This window comes from Micromonospora sp. NBC_01699 (assembly GCF_036250065.1).
Taxonomy (GTDB): Bacteria; Actinomycetota; Actinomycetes; order Mycobacteriales; family Micromonosporaceae; genus Micromonospora_G.
The window spans coordinates 5892408-5908125 of sequence record NZ_CP109199.1; the positions used below are offsets into that span (position 1 = coordinate 5892408).

Consider the following 15718-nt stretch of genomic DNA (forward strand, 5'->3'; position numbering starts at 1 on the left):
GCGATCACTGCTCCTTCTGCTGGTGGATCAGTTGGGTGATCTGGTTCAGGGTGCCGCGCAGCGCGACCAGGTCCCGCTCATCCAGGCCGGTGGCCCGGACGATCCGTCGGGGCACCTGCTCGACCCGGTCGCGCAGGGCGCGTCCGGTCTCGGTCAGCTCGATCTCGACCAGGCGTTCGTCCCGGGCCGCTCGGCGCCGGGTCAGCAGGCCGCCCCGCTCCATCCGTTTGAGCAGCGGGGAGAGGGTGCCCGAGTCCAGGTGGAGTTCGGCGCCGAGCCGCTTGACCGTGCACGGTTCGTCGGGCCGTTCCCAGAGCACGAGCAGGACCAGGTACTGCGGGTAGGTGAGCCCGAGCCCTCAATTCAATTGTGCACAACCAGTCAGAGTACGGAGCCGCCTCCCGCACGGGATGGCGGCCGGGCCCTACTCGGCCAGTACGGCGAGCGCCTCGGCGACGGTGAACGCGCCCGAGTAGAGCGCCTTGCCGGCGATCACACCCTCCACCCCGATCGACTCCAGCGCGGCCAACGCCCGCAGGTCGTCCAGCGTCGACACCCCGCCGGAGGCGATCACCGGCGCGTCGGTCCGGGAGCAGACCTCGCGCAGCAGGTCGAGGTTGGGGCCGCGCATGGTCCCGTCCTTGGTGATGTCGGTCAGCACGTACCGGCTGGCGCCGGCCTTGTCCAGCCGCTCCAGCACCTCGAACAGGTCACCGCCGTCGCGGGTCCAGCCACGGGCGGACAGCGTACGACCGCGCACGTCCAGCCCGATCGCCACCCGGTCGCCGTACTCGGCCAGGACCCGGTCGCACCAGATCGGGTCCTCCAGGGCGGCGGTGCCGATGTTGACCCGGGCCGCACCGGTGCCGAGCGCGGCCCGCAGTGACTCGTCGTCGCGGATCCCGCCGGACAGCTCGACCGCCACGTCCACCCGCCGGACCACGTCGGCCAGCAGGTGCGCGTTCGTACCACGGCCGAAGGCGGCGTCCAGGTCGACCAGGTGCAACCAGGTCGCCCCGTCCCGCTGCCAGGCCAGGGCGGCCTCCAACGGATCGCCGTACGTCGTCTCGCTGCCCGCGGCGCCCTGGACCAGGCGTACCGCCCGGCCGTCGGCTACGTCGACGGCCGGGAACAGGGTGAGGCTCACAGTGTCTCCTGTAGCTAGGGGGGTCTAGATCCGGCGCCCGAGCGCGAGCACCACGACCGCCGGCAGTACGAGCAGCAGCAACACGATCAGCCCCAGGCGCAACCCCGGATCGTCGACGAGGAACCAGATGGCACCGAGCGCCGCGATCGACAGCACCGCCACCCCGGCCCGCTCGCCCCGGCTGCGCCGGGCGAACATCCTCCCCGTACGCCGGTCGGGCAACTTCGGCCGCAGACGCCGCAGCAGCGTACGCCGTCGCTGTCGACGGGCCACCCGGCGGGCGCGTACGGCCCGTGCCCGCTCGGCCTCGGCCTCGCGTACCGCCCGACGCCGGGCCCGCTCCTTGCTCACCGGCCCACTCCGGGTGCCCGCCCGGTCACAGCGTGCCCAGCCAGTTGCGCAGCAGGGCCGCCCCGGGGTCGGCGGACTTCTCCGGGTGGAACTGGGCGGCGGACAACACGCCCCGCTCCACCCCGGCGACGAACCGCCCGCCGTGCGTCGCGGTGCTCACCCGCGCCCCCGCCCCGGCCAGTAGCTGCCGATCGGCGGCCGCGTACGAGTGCACGAAGTAGAACCGGGCCTGGTCCGGCAGACCGGCGAAGAGCACCGAACCGGGCGCCGGTTCGACGGTGTTCCAGCCCATGTGCGGCACCCGCTGCGCGGCCAGCCGGGTCACCCCGCCGGGCAGCAGGCCCAGCCCCTTGGTGACCACGCCGTGTTCCTCGCCGTACTCGAAGAGGATCTGCATGCCGACGCAGATGCCGAGCACCGGGCGGCCGGCGGCGACCCGCTCGGCGATCACCGGACCGGCTCCGAGCGCCTCGATCCCGGCCATGCAGGCCGCGTACGCCCCGACGCCCGGCACCACCAGGCCGTCGGCGGCGGCCGCCGCCGCCAGGTCGGCGGTCACCGTCACCTCCGCACCGGCCCGGACCAGTGCCCGCTGCGCGGACCGAAGGTTGCCCGACCCGTAGTCGAGCACCACCACGGCCGGCATCAGGAGTCACCGGGCAGCAGCCAGAGCACGCCACCGGCGGTGGCCAGCAGCGCGAGCAGGCCGACGAACCCGATCATGCCGATCGACGCGCCCTGCCGGTGCAGCGACCAGACCCCGCCGACCAGGACCCCGGCCAGGACGAACAGCGCCGGGGCCACTACAGCGCGCCCTTGGTGCTGGGGATCGCCCCGGCGTTGCGCGCCTCGACCGTGACCGCCTCCCGCAATGCCCGCGAGACCGCCTTGAACTGGGCCTCGACCACGTGGTGCGCGTCCGGGTGGCCGCCGTCGCGGGCCGCCCGCAGCACCGACACGTGCAGGGTCATCCTGGCCGACTGCCCGAACGACTCCCAGATGTGCCGGGTCAGGCTGGTCGGGTAGACCGGCCCGATGTACGGCGCCAGCGCCGGCTCGTCGTGCACCACGTACGGCCGACCGGAGAGGTCGACCGCGGCCCGGACCAGCACCTCGTCCATCGGGATGGTGGCGGAGCCGTACCGCCGAATCCCGGCCTTGTCGCCCAGCGCCTGGTCGAAGGCGGTGCCCAGGGCGAGCGCGGTGTCCTCGACGGTGTGGTGCGCGTCGATCTCCAGGTCCCCGACCGTCTGTACGGTCAGGTCGAAGCCGCCGTGCCGGGCGATCTGGTTGAGCATGTGGTCGTAGAAGCCGACCCCGGTGCTGATGTCGGCCTGGCCGGTGCCGTCGAGGTTGATCTCGACCAGCACCTTGGTCTCGTTGGTGGTCCGCTCGACCCGGGCGGTTCTGCTCACAGCGACTCCAGCACGATCGTCAACTCGGTCAGAAAGGCGTCCGTCTCGGCCGGGGTACCGGCGGTGACCCGCAGCCAGCCCGGCAGGCCGACGTCGCGGACCAGCACCCCCCGCTCGACCAGGGCCCGCCACACCACGCCCTGGTCGCCGCCGACCTCGAACAGGACGAAGTTGGCGTCACTCTCGGCGACCCGCAGACCCGCGCCGCGCAGCGACTCGACTATCCGGTCGCGCTGCACCTTGATCGCGTCCACGGTGGCCAGCAGCGCGTCCCGGTGCGCCAGCGCGGCCCGCGCGGCGGCCTGGGTGAGCGCCGAGAGGTGGTACGGCAGCCGGACCAGTTGCACCGCGTCGACCACCGCCGGGTCGGCGGCCAGGTAGCCGAGCCGTCCACCGGCGAAGCCGAACGCCTTGCTCATGGTCCGGGTCACCACCAGCCGGGGGTGGCCGGGCAGCAGGCCCAGCGCGGTCGGCGTGCCGGGGCGGGCGAACTCGGCGTACGCCTCGTCGACCACCACCATGCCGGGCGCGACGGCGAGCACGGCGGTGACCACGGCCGGGTCGAGCGCGGTGCCGGTCGGGTTGTTCGGCGAGCAGAGCAGCACCAGATCCGGCCGGTGCGCCTCGACCTGGGCGACCGCGTCGGCGGCGGTCAGCCCGAACTCCCCGTCGCGCCGGCCGTCCAGCCAGGTGGTGCCGGTGCCGAGTGCCAGCAGCGGGTGCATCGAGTAGGCCGGGGTGAAGCCCAGCGCGGTCCGGCCCGGTCCGCCGAACGCCTGGAGCAACTGCTGCTGGATCTCGTTGGACCCGTTCGCCGCCCACAGGTTGGCGGTGTGCAGCCCGTGGCCCAGGTAGTCGGCCAGGTCGGCGCGGAGCGCCAGCGCGTCCCGGTCCGGGTAGCGGTTGAGGTCGGCCAGCTCGGCGGTGAGCGCCTTGCCGATCGCGTCGACCACGGCTTCCGGCACCGGGTACGAGTTCTCGTTGGTGTTCAGCCGTACCGCCACGTCGAGCTGCGGTGCCCCGTACGGGGAGCGGCCGCGCAGGTCCGGCCGCAGCGGCAGGTCGTCCAGGGAGGTCACGACGGCCGCCCGAGCCGCTCGTTCGGGAACCGGGCCGAGACCGCCTGCCCGTGTGCCGGCAGGTCCTCCACCTCGGCCAGGGTCACCACGTACGGGGCGACGTCGCGCAGGGCCGCCTCGTCGTACTCGATGATGTGGATGCCGCGCAGGAAGGACTGGACCGACAGGCCGGAGGAGTGCCGGGCGCAGCCGCCGGTGGGCAGCACGTGGTTGGAGCCGGCGCAGTAGTCACCAAGCGACACCGGCGCGTACGGCCCGACGAAGATCGCCCCGGCGTTGCGTACCCGCATCGCCCACTGCCGGGCGTCGACGGTCTGGATCTCCAGGTGCTCGGCCGCGTACGCGTCGACCACCCGCAGCCCCGCCGCCAGGTCGTCGACCAGCACCACGCCGCTCTGCTCGCCGCCGAGCGCCGCGCTGATCCGCTCGACGTGCTTGGTCGCGGCGAGCTGACGGGTCAGCTCCCGTTCGACCGCGTCGGCCAGCTCGACCGACGGGGTGACCAGCACGCTCGCGGCCAGCGGGTCGTGTTCGGCCTGGCTGATCAGGTCGGCCGCGACGTGGCCCGGGTCGGCGGTCTCGTCGGCCAGTACGGCGATCTCGGTCGGCCCGGCCTCGGCGTCGATGCCGACCACGCCGCGCAGCAGCCGCTTGGCGGCGGTGACCCAGATGTTGCCCGGACCGGTGATCATGTCGACCGGCGCGCAGCGGGTGTCGCCGGTCGCGTCGGTGTCGGCGCCGTACGCCAGCATCGCGACCGCCTGCGCGCCGCCGACCGCGTAGACCTCCTCGACGCCGAGCAGGGCGCAGGCGGCCAGCACCCGGTCGTCGGGCAGCCCGCCGTTGTCCTTCTGCGGCGGGCTCGCCACCACCAGCGAGCGGACCCCGGCCGCCTGTGCCGGCACCACGTTCATGACCACGGTCGACGGGTACATGGCCAGGCCACCGGGGACGTAGAGGCCGACCCGGTCGACCGGCACCCAGCGCTCGGTGACGGTGCCGCCCGGCACCACCTCGGTGTGCGTGTCCGTACGCCGTTGCTCGTCGTGCACCCGGCGGGCCCGGTTGATGCTCTCGGTCAGCGCGGCCCGGACCGCCGGGTCGAGCGCCCGCTCGGCGGCGGCGATCGCCTCGGCCGGCACCCGGAGCTGGTCGAGCTGGATGCCGTCGAACCGATGGGTGGCCTCGCGGATCGCGGCGAACCCGTCCGCGTGCACCGCCTCGACGATGGGGCGGATCTGCTCCGCCGCGACCGAGACGTCCAGTTGGGCACGGGGCAGCAGACCCCGGGGGTCACGCGCGCTTCCGCGCAGGTCGATCCGATTCAGCACGCCCACGAGTCTAGGCGGCAGCGGACCGGCGCTCCGCGCACGCCCAGCCGGCGGGACGGTGAGCCCGGCCACCGCACCCGTGCGGGGCAAAAACGGCTAGGCTCGACCGGTGCACGCACGGCTGCCGCTCTTCCCGCTCGGGACGGTGCTCTTCCCGGGCCTGGTGCTGCCGCTGCACATCTTCGAGGAACGCTACCGGGAGCTGGTCCGGCACCTGATCGGGCTGCCCGACGGCACCCCGCGCGAGTTCGGTGTGGTCGCCATCCGCAGCGGCTGGGAGACCCGGCCGGCCGCCGGCCAGGTCGGGCCGGCCGCGCCCGCCGACGCCGTCACCCTGCACGAGATCGGCTGTACGGCGGAGGTGCGGCAGGTCACCGAGCTGGCCGACGGGCGGTTCGACCTGGTGACGGTGGGGCGGCGCCGGTTCCGGATCAACGAGGTCGACGAGGGTGCCGCGCCGTACCTGACGGCCGAGGTGGAGTGGCTGCCCGAGCCGGACGGGCAGCAGGAGGCGGCCGATCTGCTGGCGCCCCGGGTGCTCGCGGTGTTCCGGCGGTACCTCGGGCTGATCCGGGCCGACCCGGAGCAGATCACCGAGCAGTTGCCGGACGACCCGACGGTGCTCTCGCACCTGGTGGCGGCGACCGCCGCGCTCGCCGTGGCCGACCGGCAGCGGCTGCTCGCCACCCCGGACACCGCCGAACGGCTCCGCTCGGAGCTGCGGCTGCTCAGTCGCGAGGCGGCTCTGCTGCGTCAGGTACGGGCGGTGCCGGTGCCGCTGGCGGAGTTGGCGGTACCGCCGAGTCCCAACTGACGGCGACCGGTTCGGGTTCGGCACCGAGCCCGGCATACCGGGACCAACCAGCCAGCAGGGTGTACATCACCACGGCACCGAACGCCGGCACCAGCAGATCGCCCCGGAGCACCGGGATGAAGCCGAAGAGCCACTCGAACCGACCGGCCCGCAGGTCCGGGGGCTTGGCGAAGCCCGTACCGGCGGCCGTGGTCTCCAGCATCCGCTGGTACTCGCCGAGTCCGATCTGCCGACCCACCTGCCAGGCGACCACGGCCGCGCCGATCGCACCGAGGGCGGCCACCACCATGCCCACCGGGCCCCGGTAGCGGCGCAGGAACAACCACACCGCAATCGCCGCGAGCAGCCCGAAGACGAGGCCGAACAGGCTGAACCAACCGTCCGCGGCGACGAACTGCTCCGGCTGCGGCTGGGCCAGCACCGCGCCGCCCCGGTCCTGGATCACCGGCACCGAGGGCGCCACCGCCCGCCAGGCCAGCCCGAGCGGGGCCCCGAGCACGGTCAGCGCCAGGACCGCCGCCACCGCCACGGTCAGCGCCCGCAGTGGCGCGCGCGGCCGGGCCGGCGCCGGGTGGACGTACGCCATGGGGTAGCCGTCGCCCGGCGGACCCGGCGGTTCGGGTCCACCGTCGGCGGCGTCGTCCGGGGGATGCTGGTCGTCGGGGGTTGCCGGGCTCACCCTGCGATCCTCTCAGGCCGACCGCCCACACCGGGCGGCGGATCCGTGGACTGCCCGATCCGCGCGCCCAACGGCGGCCCGGTCAGCCGGCGACCGCGCTCGGGCCGAGCAGCGCCTTGAGGTCGGCCATCAGCGCGGTGCTCGGCGCCACCCGCATCCTGCCCAGCCGCAGCAGGGTGCCCCGCGAGCCGTTGACCAGCCGGACGTGCACCTCGGCCGAACCGGGATGGCTGGTCAGCACCTCGCGCAGCCGCTCGACCAGGGGCGGTGTGCACCGCGACGGGGGCAGCGCCAACACCACCGGCTTGATCTCGTCGACCGCGGTGATCTCCGGCATCGACATGTCCATCGCCATCAGCCGGGGCTGGTCGTCGCGCCGGTCCACCCGACCCTTGACCACCACAATCGCGTCCTCGGCGATGTACTGCCCGACCACCTCGTAGGTGTTCGGGAAGAACAGCACCTCGACCGCGCCGCCGAGGTCCTCCAGGGTGGCCGAGGCCCAGGCCCGGCCCTGCTTGGTGATCCGGCGCTGCACCCCGGAGAGGATGCCGGCGAGGTTGAGGATCTGACCGTCGGAGACGTTTCCCTCCTCGGCCAGGGCGGCGATCGTCATGTCGGCGGCGGCGGCGAGGACGTGCTCCACCCCGAACAGCGGGTGGTCGGAGACGTACAGGCCGAGCATCTCCCGCTCGAAGGTGAGCAGGTCGGTCTTGTCCCACTCGGTGGTCGGGATCTGCGGTGTGACGATCATGCCGGGGCCGCTGTCCCCGGCCCCGAAGGCGTCGCCGAACAGGTCGTACTGGCCGACGGCCTCGTTGCGTTTGAGGTCGAGGAACGAGTCGATCGCGTCGGTGTGCACCGCGAGCAGACCCCTGCGGGTGTGTCCGAGCGAGTCGAACGCCCCCGCCTTGATCAGCGACTCGATGGTCTTCTTGTTGCAGGCGACCGCGTCGACCTTGCGCAGGTAGTCGTAGAAGTCGGCGAACCGGCCCTTCTCCCTGCGCGACCGGCGGATCGACTCGACCACGTTGGTGCCGACGTTGCGCACGGCGGCGAGACCGAACCGGATGTCCTCGCCGACCGCGGCGAACCGGGCGTTGGACTCGTTCACGTCCGGCGGCAGGACCTTGATCCCCATCCGGCGGCACTCGGCCAGGTAGACCGCGGACTTGTCCTTGTCGTCACCGACGGAGGTGAGCAGCGCACCCATGTACTCGGCCGGATAGTTCGCCTTCAGGTACGCCGTCCAGTACGACACCACCCCGTACGCGGCGCTGTGCGCCTTGTTGAACGCGTAGTCGGAGAACGGGACCAGGATGTCCCAGAGGGTCTTGATCGCCTCGTCGGAGTAACCGTTGGCCTTCATCCCGGCGGCGAACGGCTTGAACTCCTTGTCGAGGATCTCCTTCTTCTTCTTACCCATCGCCCGGCGGAGCAGGTCCGCGGCGCCGAGGCTGTACCCGGCCACCTTCTGCGCGATCGCCATGACCTGCTCCTGGTAGACGATCAGCCCGTAGGTGTCGCCCAGGATGTCGGCCAGGGACTCGGCCAGTTCGGGGTGGATCGGCACCACCGGCTTGCGCTTGTTCTTGCGGTCGGCGTACTCGTTGTGGGCGTTGGCGCCCATCGGGCCGGGGCGGTAGAGCGCGCCGACGGCGGAGATGTCCTCGAAGTTGTCCGGCGCCATCGACCGCAGCAGGGCCCGCATCGGGCCGCCGTCGAACTGGAACACGCCCAGGGTGTCACCCCGGCCGAGCAGGGCGTACGTCGCCTTGTCGTCCAGCGGCAGGTCCTCCAGGACCAGGTCGATGTCCCGGTTGTCCTTGATCGACTCCAGGCAGTCGTCCATGATGGTCAGGTTCCGCAGGCCGAGGAAGTCCATCTTGAGCAGGCCGATGGTCTCGCACGCACCCATGTCCCACTGGGTGATGATCGAGCCGTCCTGCTCACGTTTGTGGATCGGCAGCACCTCAAGCAGCGGGTCGCGGGACAGGATGACCCCGGCGGCGTGCACGCCCCACTGCCGCTTCAGGCCCTCCAGCCCCTTGGCGGTGTCGACGATCTTCGCCACTTCGGCGTCGGAGTCGTAGAGCGCCCGGAACTCGGCCGCCTCCTGGTAACGCTGGTGGTTCTTGTCGAAGATGCCGCCGAGCGGGATGTCCTTGCCCATCACCGCCGGTGGCATCGCCTTGGTGATCCGGTCACCGACCGCGAACGGGTAACCGAGCACCCGGGCCGCGTCCTTGATCGCCGCCTTCGCCTTGATCGTGCCGTACGTGATGATCTGTGCGACCCGGGCCTCGCCGTACTTCTCGGTGGCGTAGCGGATCATCTCGCCGCGCCGACGCTCGTCGAAGTCCATGTCGATGTCGGGCATCGAGACGCGGTCCGGGTTGAGGAACCGCTCGAAGAGCAGACCGTGCTGCATCGGGTCCAACTCGGTGATCCCGAGCGCGTACGCGATCAGCGCGCCGGCGGCCGAACCACGGCCCGGACCGACCCGGATCTTCTCCCGCTTGGCGTGCGCGATGAGGTCGGCGGTGACCAGGAAGTAGCCCGGGAAACCCATCTTGAGGATCACGCCGAGCTCGTACTCGGCCTGCCGCTGCCGGTCCTCGGGCACCCCGTTCGGGAACCGCCGGTTCAGCCCGCTCAGGACCTCCTTGCGCAGGAAGGTCTCCTCGGTCTCGCCGTCGGGCACCGGGAACTGCGGCATCAGGTTCCGGGACGCGAACACCTCCTTGTAGTCGCCGATCTTCTCGGCGATCTCCAGGGTGTTGTCGCAGGCGCCCGGCACCTCGGCGTCCCACATCGCGCGCATCTCGGCCGGCGACTTCAGGTAGAAGTCGCGGGCGTCGAACCGGAACCGCTTCGGGTCGGCCATCGTCGACCCGGACTGCACGCAGAGCAGCACCTCGTGCGCGTCGGCGTCGGCGGCATGGGTGTAGTGCAGATCGTTGGTGGCGATCGGCTTCAGGTTGAGCGTCTTGCCCAGCCGGATCAGGTCCTTGCGGATCCGGGTCTCGATGTCCAACCCGTGGTCCATCAACTCCAGGTAGAAGTTGTCCGCGCCGAAGATGTCGCGGAACTCCGCCGCCGACTCGCACGCCTTCTCGAAGTTGCCGATCCGCAGCCAGGTCTGGATCTCGCCGGACGGGCAGCCGGTGGTCGCGATGATGCCCTTGCCGTACTGGTTGAGCAGCTCCCGGTCGGCGCGCGGCTTGTAGAAGAAGCCCTCCAGGCTCGACCGGGAGGCGAGCGCGAACAGGTTGCGCAGCCCGTCCGCGTGCTGGGCCAGCAGGGTCATGTGGGTGTAGGCGCCGCTGCCGGAGACATCGTTCTCGCCACCGTCGGCCCAGCGCACCCTGGTCCGGTCCCGCCGGTCGGTGCCCGGCGTCAGGTACGCCTCCAGCCCCACGATCGGCTTCACCCCGGCCGCGGTCGCCTGCTTGTGGAAGTCGTACGCCCCGTACAGGTTGCCGTGGTCGGTCATGGCCAGCGCGGGCATGCCGAGCCGGTTGGTCTCGGCGAAGAGTTCCTTGAGCCGGGCCGCCCCGTCGAGCATCGAATACTCGGTGTGCGTGTGCAGGTGCACGAACGAGTCAGACACCGGGACCCCCTTCACCTCAGCGTCATCACCAGCGGGCGCCCGCCCGGAGGCACCGGTTCGGGCCGTCCGGGGGTCGCCAGACCGAGAAGCCTAGTCGCCCCGTGCGGCGGCCGACACGGGTGACACGGCGCCTTGAGAAGAGACACATCCGGCTTCCTCCGGCCGCGCCGCCTTGACCTCCACCGCACTCGCCGCCGACTGCGATACGGTCCCCACCAGCCATAGCAGTGCGTCAGTGAGCCGTAGCGTTCCGTCGAAGGGGCAGCCGATGACCACCCACGACAGCACGGTGGTGCCGAACCCGCGACAGGAGGTGGTGGCCCCGCCGGAACACCACGGCACCGTCCGCACGGACCGGTCGGAGGCCCTCGGCCCGGCAACCGCGGCCACCGGACCGGGCGGCACCGACGGCGACGGGACCGCCACCGCCCGCTCCCGTCGACTGCCCTGGTTCGCGATCGAGACGGTGACCAGCGTCGGCACCGCCATGGCGTTCCTGGCCTGGAGCCGGACCGTCGACGTCGACCCGCTCGACCGCAAGGGGCAGGTCAGCGGGCTCGCCGCGTTGCAGTTCCGGTTCGCGGTGGTGGCCATCGTGCTGGTCACCGCCCTGGTGCTGGCCCACCGCCTGCTGGACCCGCGACGGCGGCGCCGGGCGGTCACCGTCGGCTGCGCGGTCATCGCCGGGCTGACCACCGGGCTGGTGGCCGGCGGCATCGACGTCGCCCTACGCGGCACGCAGTGGGGCCTGTGGGCCGGCGGCGGCGACTACGGCTGGATCCTCGACTGGATCGGCCGGATGTCGCGCGGCGAGACCGTACCCGACCACTACCCACCGGTCATCTTCTGGCTGATCCGGGGCTGGGCGAAACTGAGCGGGCAGTCTCCGGCCTTCGCGATCAAGGAGATCCAGCTCGTCGGCACCGCCCTGTTCGGCCCGGCCGCCTACCTCGCCTGGCGGCTGGTCCTGCGCCCGCTCCCGGCACTGGGCATCGGCGTGGTCGCCATGCTGCCGTTCATCGAACCGGTGAAGCCGTACCCGCAGATCACCCTGGTGATGCTGATCCCGGTGCTGGTCCGCTACCTGAGCACGGTCCGTCGCACCGCCGGCTACACCACCCGCCGTACGGTCGGCCTCGGCCTGGCCTACGGCGCCGGACTGGGCCTGCTCTTCCTGCTCTACTCCGGCTGGTTCGTCTGGTGCGCCGCCGGCGCCGCCACCGCGTTCCTGCTGCTCGCCCCGTGGCGGCGGGCCTGGGCCAGGGTGCTGCTGCTGGCCGTCTCGACCCTCGCCGCCCTGGTACTGGTCTCCTGGGTGCACCTGCGCGGCCTGCTCGCCTCCACCGGCGGCACCACCGACGCCTACTTCTACTTCGACACCGACACCGAGCCGACCTACTTCGCCATGTGGCGCAACGACCGGCCGGCGGACGCCGGACCGGCCTGGCCACCCCTGGGCGAACTCGGCGGGGTGGGCCTGTTCACCATCGCGCTCGCGGTCGGACTCGGCCTGGCGCTCTGGTTCGGCTGGCGCCGGACCGTGGTGGTCACCGTCGGGCTCTGCGCGGTCAGCGCCTGGCTGCTGCGGATGTGGCTGGCCAGCGAACAGTGGGAGACACTGACCGTACGCCTGTATCCACGTACGACCATGGTGCTGCTCTACTGCCTGCTGATCCTCGCCGGCTTCGGCCTGCTCTACGCGCTCACCGCGCTGCGCGAACGGCTGGGCGCCCGTTCCGGCGACGGTGCCGGCACCGCTGTACCGGTCGGGTCGAGCGGTGGTCGCGGCGTACCGGTCGGCATCGTGTGCATCCCGCTGCTGCTCGTCCTCGCCTCGGCCGGCTCCGCGATGGCGGACCAGTACATGCCGGACAGCCGGCGCAACAGCACCGGCTACTTCGCCTGGATCGCCCAGACCAGGTGGTACCCGCACGTCGGCACCTGCTCGACCTACGGCCGACTGCACGACTGCGGCAGATCCGACCGGACCACCTCACCGGCCGCCGGCAACAGCCCCACGGCCACCCCGAGCGGCAGCCCTCCGGCCACCGGCAGCTCCCAGCCGGCACCCTCCGGCGCGTCCCCCGCGATCAGCGGGCGAACGGCTCGACCATGACCGAGGCCGCCTTCAGCCACGCCTGCCGGGTGTCGTGCTGGAGGTTGGCGTACTCGATCGACGAACCGCTCTCCAGCGCCGGGTCGTACGGCACCACGACCACCGCCCGGGTACGCGTGGCGAAGTGCCGCTCCAGGTCCGCCTGCAACGGCGACCGGCCCGGTGTGGGGCAGGAGACCAGGGTGACCGCGTTGTCGGCCAGTTCACCCATGCCCACCTCGTGCAGCAGGTCGAGCATCCAGTCGGCCGCGAACGCCGCGTCCTCGCGCGGCACCGTGGTGACCACCAGCTGGTCGGCGGCCTGGATCACCGTCTGCCAGTTGACGCTCTCCACGTTGTTGCCGGTGTCGACGCAGATCACGTCCTGGGTACGGCGCAGCAGGTCGAGCACCCGCCGTACGGTCTGCTGGTCCAGCCGGGACGCGAACCGGGGGCTCTCCTCCCCGGCCAGCACGTTGTACGACCCGTCCGACGCGTGCCGCAGGTAGTCGTCGAGCCGACCGGTCAGGTCCGTACCGGTGCGCAGTTCGACCTCGGCCAGGTCGGTGATCAGGTGCCGGATGGTGCGGGCGTGCCGGGCGCTGCCGGCGCGCAGGCCGAGCGTGCCGCGCAGCTCGTTGTCGTCCCAGGCGAGCACCCCCCGGCCGCGCACACTGCCCACGGTGGCGGCGGCGAGCACCGTCGCGGTGGTCTTGTGCACCCCGCCCTTCGGGTTGGCGAAGGCGAGCACCCTGGGTGTGCCCAGGTCGCGGCGGAGCACACTGACCGCGCGGTCGACCTCGGCGTCCGGTGCGCCCTCCCGCCACTCGACCCGCCCCGGGGCACCGTAGCCGTTGCCGTTCGCCGGCGCCGCTGCCGGCGCGGTGCGGGCGGCGGCGCGCACCGGGGCGACCCGGGCCGCCGCCGAGACCGGCGCGGGTGCCACCGGGTCGGGTACTGGCGGCGGGATGATCGGTGGCACGACGATCGGTGGCGCGACGGGTGCCGGGCCGGCGGTCGGCAGCGGAACCGCGGTCGGCACCGAGGCCGCGCCGACTGAGGCGGACCGGGTGGGGGCGTATCCGGGGTCGACCCGGCCGTAGGCGGTGGGCTCGGCCCGGCCATGGTCTGGTTCGACCCGGCCGTAGGCGGTGGGCTCGGCCCGGCCGTGATCCGGCTCGACCCGCCCGTAACCGGCCGGCTCCGGGCGACCGTAACTCGGCTCCGCCCGGCCGTAACCGCCCGCGTCGGACCGCTCCGGGCGACCGTAGGTGGGGGTGTCCGGCCGACCGTAGTCCGGCTCGGGGCGGCCGTAACCGGCTGCCTCGGCCCGACCGTAGTCCGGCTCGGGACGAGGGTAGGTCGGCTCCGGCTCCGGGCGCGGGTAGGTCGGCTCCGGCTCGGGGCGCGGGTAGACGGCCGGGTCCGAGCGGCCGTAACCGGCTTCGGGACGGCCGTAGGTGGGGACCTCCGGCCGACCGTAGTCCGGCTCGGTGCGCCCGTAACCGGCCGGTTCGGCCCGGCCGTAGCCCGGATCCACCCGGCCGTAGTCGGCCTCCAGGGCGGTCCGCCGGTATTCGGACTCCAGCGCCGCGTAGCGGGACTCGCCGGGCTGGCCCGGCTCCTGTCGGTAGCCGTTGTCGAGGGCCGAATACCGGGACTCGCCCGGGTCCGGTCCGTAGCCCGACCCGGCCGGGTTGACCGGCTCCGGTCGGTAACCGCCGTCGGCCGGACGGCCGGGGTCGGCCCAGTCCTGGGGTCCCCCGCCGGGGCGGGGGCCGGCGAGCTCGGCGGACGCGCCCGCGGCCCGGAGGTCCTCCACCCAGCGGTCATCCGGCTCGGGCGGCTCGGCGGAACGGCTGCCGCCAAGCCGCGCTCGGTCCAGCAACGCGCGCCAACGCGGTGCTGGTTCCGCCGGCCGGCTCCAGCCGGTCTCGGTGCCGTCCACGGCTTGCCCTCCCAGCGCCCTCGGTGCCCCGCCTGACAAGGCTATGAGGCAAACCCTATTAAGGCCACACCGGAGGGCCGACACCAGTGTCCGGTTCGCCAGACAATGCGGTGACCCCGCGGACGTGGCCGCCGCCGCTCAGCGGGCCGCCACCGGCTCCCCTTCCATGGGCTCCACCAGGTGATCGTCGACCAGACTCGGTGCCGCCGACGGGCCCGACGTCGGCGGCGCCGACGACCCGACCGGGGTCGGCGGCGGAACCGGTGGCGGGTCGGTGGCCGGCTCGAAGGTCGTCGGACTCACAGTCGCCGGCACCGTCGGTGGGACGGACACCGGTGTTGCCGGCTCGGTGCTCGGACCGGGAACCGGGTCGACGGTGGCAGCACCGCTCGGCGCGGCCGAGGCGACCGGCAGGCCGGCGTCGACCGGCGGGCGGGCCACGTCGAGCTGCTCCGGCAGCGGCGGGGTGAACACCGCCCGGTCGAGCCGGCGTACCTCCGGCGCCGGGTCGACCGCCCGTACGCCGGGCCGGGCCGCGAGCCGGTCCAGCGCCACCGGGGTGGCCCGGACGATCGCCCCGTAGACACACGAGCAACCCCTGCCGTACGCGGTCGCCTCGTCGAGTGCGACCCGTGCCCCGGTGTCGTACAGCCGGCGCAGGTCGGGGTCGCCGTCGGCGGGCAGCCCGGCGGCACGGGACCGGTAGTCGGCGGCCTCCCGGTCCTTGCGCTCGGCGACCCGGCGCATGCCGGCGAGTACGTCGGACGGGATGCGCATGGCCGGGATGCGGACGAGTTCGGTCTGGGTCTGCGGCAGCGGCACCCGACCGAAGACCTCCGACACCGACACGTCGCCGACGATCGGGGTCAGCCGGTCCGGTGCCAGGTACGCCGCCAGCGTCACCAGCGCGTACGTCTGGTCGCCCGGCTCGGCCGGCCCGGTGGCGACCAGTTTCCGCAACTCGGTCCGGCTGGACTCGACGTAGCCGGGGATCGACTCCCCCTCGATCACCCCGACCCGGGTCACCTCGCCGACGGTCGGGTCACCGCCGACCTGCCCCCGGTCGGCCGCCCAGACCGCGGTGACCAGTACGGCGACCGAGGAGAGCAGCGCGGCGGTGGTCAGCACCCGCATCCGGACCGGTCCCTGACCGAGCCGGGCCAGGCCCCGGGCGAGCCGTGGCAGCAGGCATCGATCCAACTGACGCAGCAGGTCACCGGCACGCACGGGCGGAACTTCCCCTCGT

The 15718-nt window shown here is 72.8% G+C and carries 13 protein-coding genes and 1 pseudogene; 2 read left to right on the forward strand and 12 right to left on the reverse strand.

All coding sequences use genetic code 11. The annotated features are described in order from the left end of the window. Window positions 1-4: 4 nt before the first annotated feature. The 8 genes and pseudogenes from OG792_RS23815 to hisD form a co-directional block, all read right to left on the reverse strand. Window positions 5-352, reverse strand: a pseudogene (locus tag OG792_RS23815) (MarR family winged helix-turn-helix transcriptional regulator); the annotation flags it as partial. A 72-nt stretch (window positions 353-424) separates the two neighbouring features. Then, window positions 425-1147, reverse strand: a complete 723-nt coding sequence (gene priA / locus OG792_RS23820) for a bifunctional 1-(5-phosphoribosyl)-5-((5-phosphoribosylamino)methylideneamino)imidazole-4-carboxamide isomerase/phosphoribosylanthranilate isomerase PriA (RefSeq protein ID WP_329102413.1) — start codon at window positions 1145-1147, stop codon at window positions 425-427. A 24-nt stretch (window positions 1148-1171) separates the two neighbouring features. Continuing rightward, window positions 1172-1498: a hypothetical protein gene (locus OG792_RS23825; RefSeq protein ID WP_329102415.1), complete on the reverse strand. Its 327-nt coding sequence runs from the start codon at window positions 1496-1498 to the stop codon at window positions 1172-1174. A 25-nt stretch (window positions 1499-1523) separates the two neighbouring features. After that, window positions 1524-2144, reverse strand: coding sequence for an imidazole glycerol phosphate synthase subunit HisH (gene hisH / locus OG792_RS23830; protein WP_329102417.1), 621 nt, complete (start codon window positions 2142-2144; stop codon window positions 1524-1526). Further along, window positions 2144-2302: a hypothetical protein gene (locus tag OG792_RS23835; protein ID WP_329102418.1), complete on the reverse strand. Its 159-nt coding sequence runs from the start codon at window positions 2300-2302 to the stop codon at window positions 2144-2146. Before OG792_RS23835 ends, hisH begins: the two co-directional genes overlap by 1 nt. Next, window positions 2302-2913, reverse strand: coding sequence for an imidazoleglycerol-phosphate dehydratase HisB (hisB, locus tag OG792_RS23840; protein WP_329102420.1), 612 nt, complete (start codon window positions 2911-2913; stop codon window positions 2302-2304). Before hisB ends, OG792_RS23835 begins: the two co-directional genes overlap by 1 nt. Next, on the reverse strand, window positions 2910-3992 hold the full coding sequence (locus OG792_RS23845; RefSeq protein WP_329102422.1) for a histidinol-phosphate transaminase: 1083 nt from the start codon (window positions 3990-3992) through the stop codon (window positions 2910-2912). The genes hisB and OG792_RS23845 overlap by 4 nt, the downstream gene beginning before the upstream one ends. Continuing rightward, window positions 3989-5323: a histidinol dehydrogenase gene (gene hisD / locus OG792_RS23850; RefSeq protein ID WP_329102424.1), complete on the reverse strand. Its 1335-nt coding sequence runs from the start codon at window positions 5321-5323 to the stop codon at window positions 3989-3991. Before hisD ends, OG792_RS23845 begins: the two co-directional genes overlap by 4 nt. Window positions 5324-5432: 109 nt before the next feature. Here hisD and OG792_RS23855 point away from each other — a divergent pair, with 109 nt between their 5' ends. After that, entirely contained in the window at window positions 5433-6137 is a 705-nt protein-coding gene (locus tag OG792_RS23855; protein WP_329102426.1) for an LON peptidase substrate-binding domain-containing protein, read from the forward strand. Here OG792_RS23855 and OG792_RS23860 read toward each other — a convergent pair. Continuing rightward, window positions 6052-6816: a DUF2567 domain-containing protein gene (locus OG792_RS23860; protein ID WP_329102428.1), complete on the reverse strand. Its 765-nt coding sequence runs from the start codon at window positions 6814-6816 to the stop codon at window positions 6052-6054. The genes OG792_RS23855 and OG792_RS23860 overlap by 86 nt on opposite strands. 82 nt (window positions 6817-6898) lie before the next feature. Further along, a complete protein-coding gene (gene dnaE, locus OG792_RS23865; protein ID WP_329102430.1) occupies window positions 6899-10429 on the reverse strand; it encodes a DNA polymerase III subunit alpha in 3531 nt (1176 codons plus the stop codon). 268 nt (window positions 10430-10697) lie between these two features. Here dnaE and OG792_RS23870 point away from each other — a divergent pair, with 268 nt between their 5' ends. Continuing rightward, window positions 10698-12545: a hypothetical protein gene (locus OG792_RS23870; protein WP_329102432.1), complete on the forward strand. Its 1848-nt coding sequence runs from the start codon at window positions 10698-10700 to the stop codon at window positions 12543-12545. Here the strand turns inward: OG792_RS23870 and OG792_RS23875 are convergent. Continuing rightward, window positions 12520-14064, reverse strand: a complete 1545-nt coding sequence (locus OG792_RS23875) for an ATPase (RefSeq protein WP_442932496.1) — start codon at window positions 14062-14064, stop codon at window positions 12520-12522. The genes OG792_RS23870 and OG792_RS23875 overlap by 26 nt on opposite strands. A gap of 546 nt (window positions 14065-14610) precedes the next feature. Further along, entirely contained in the window at window positions 14611-15699 is a 1089-nt protein-coding gene (locus OG792_RS23880) for a hypothetical protein (protein WP_329102436.1), read from the reverse strand. Between the last annotated feature and the right edge of the window lie 19 nt (window positions 15700-15718).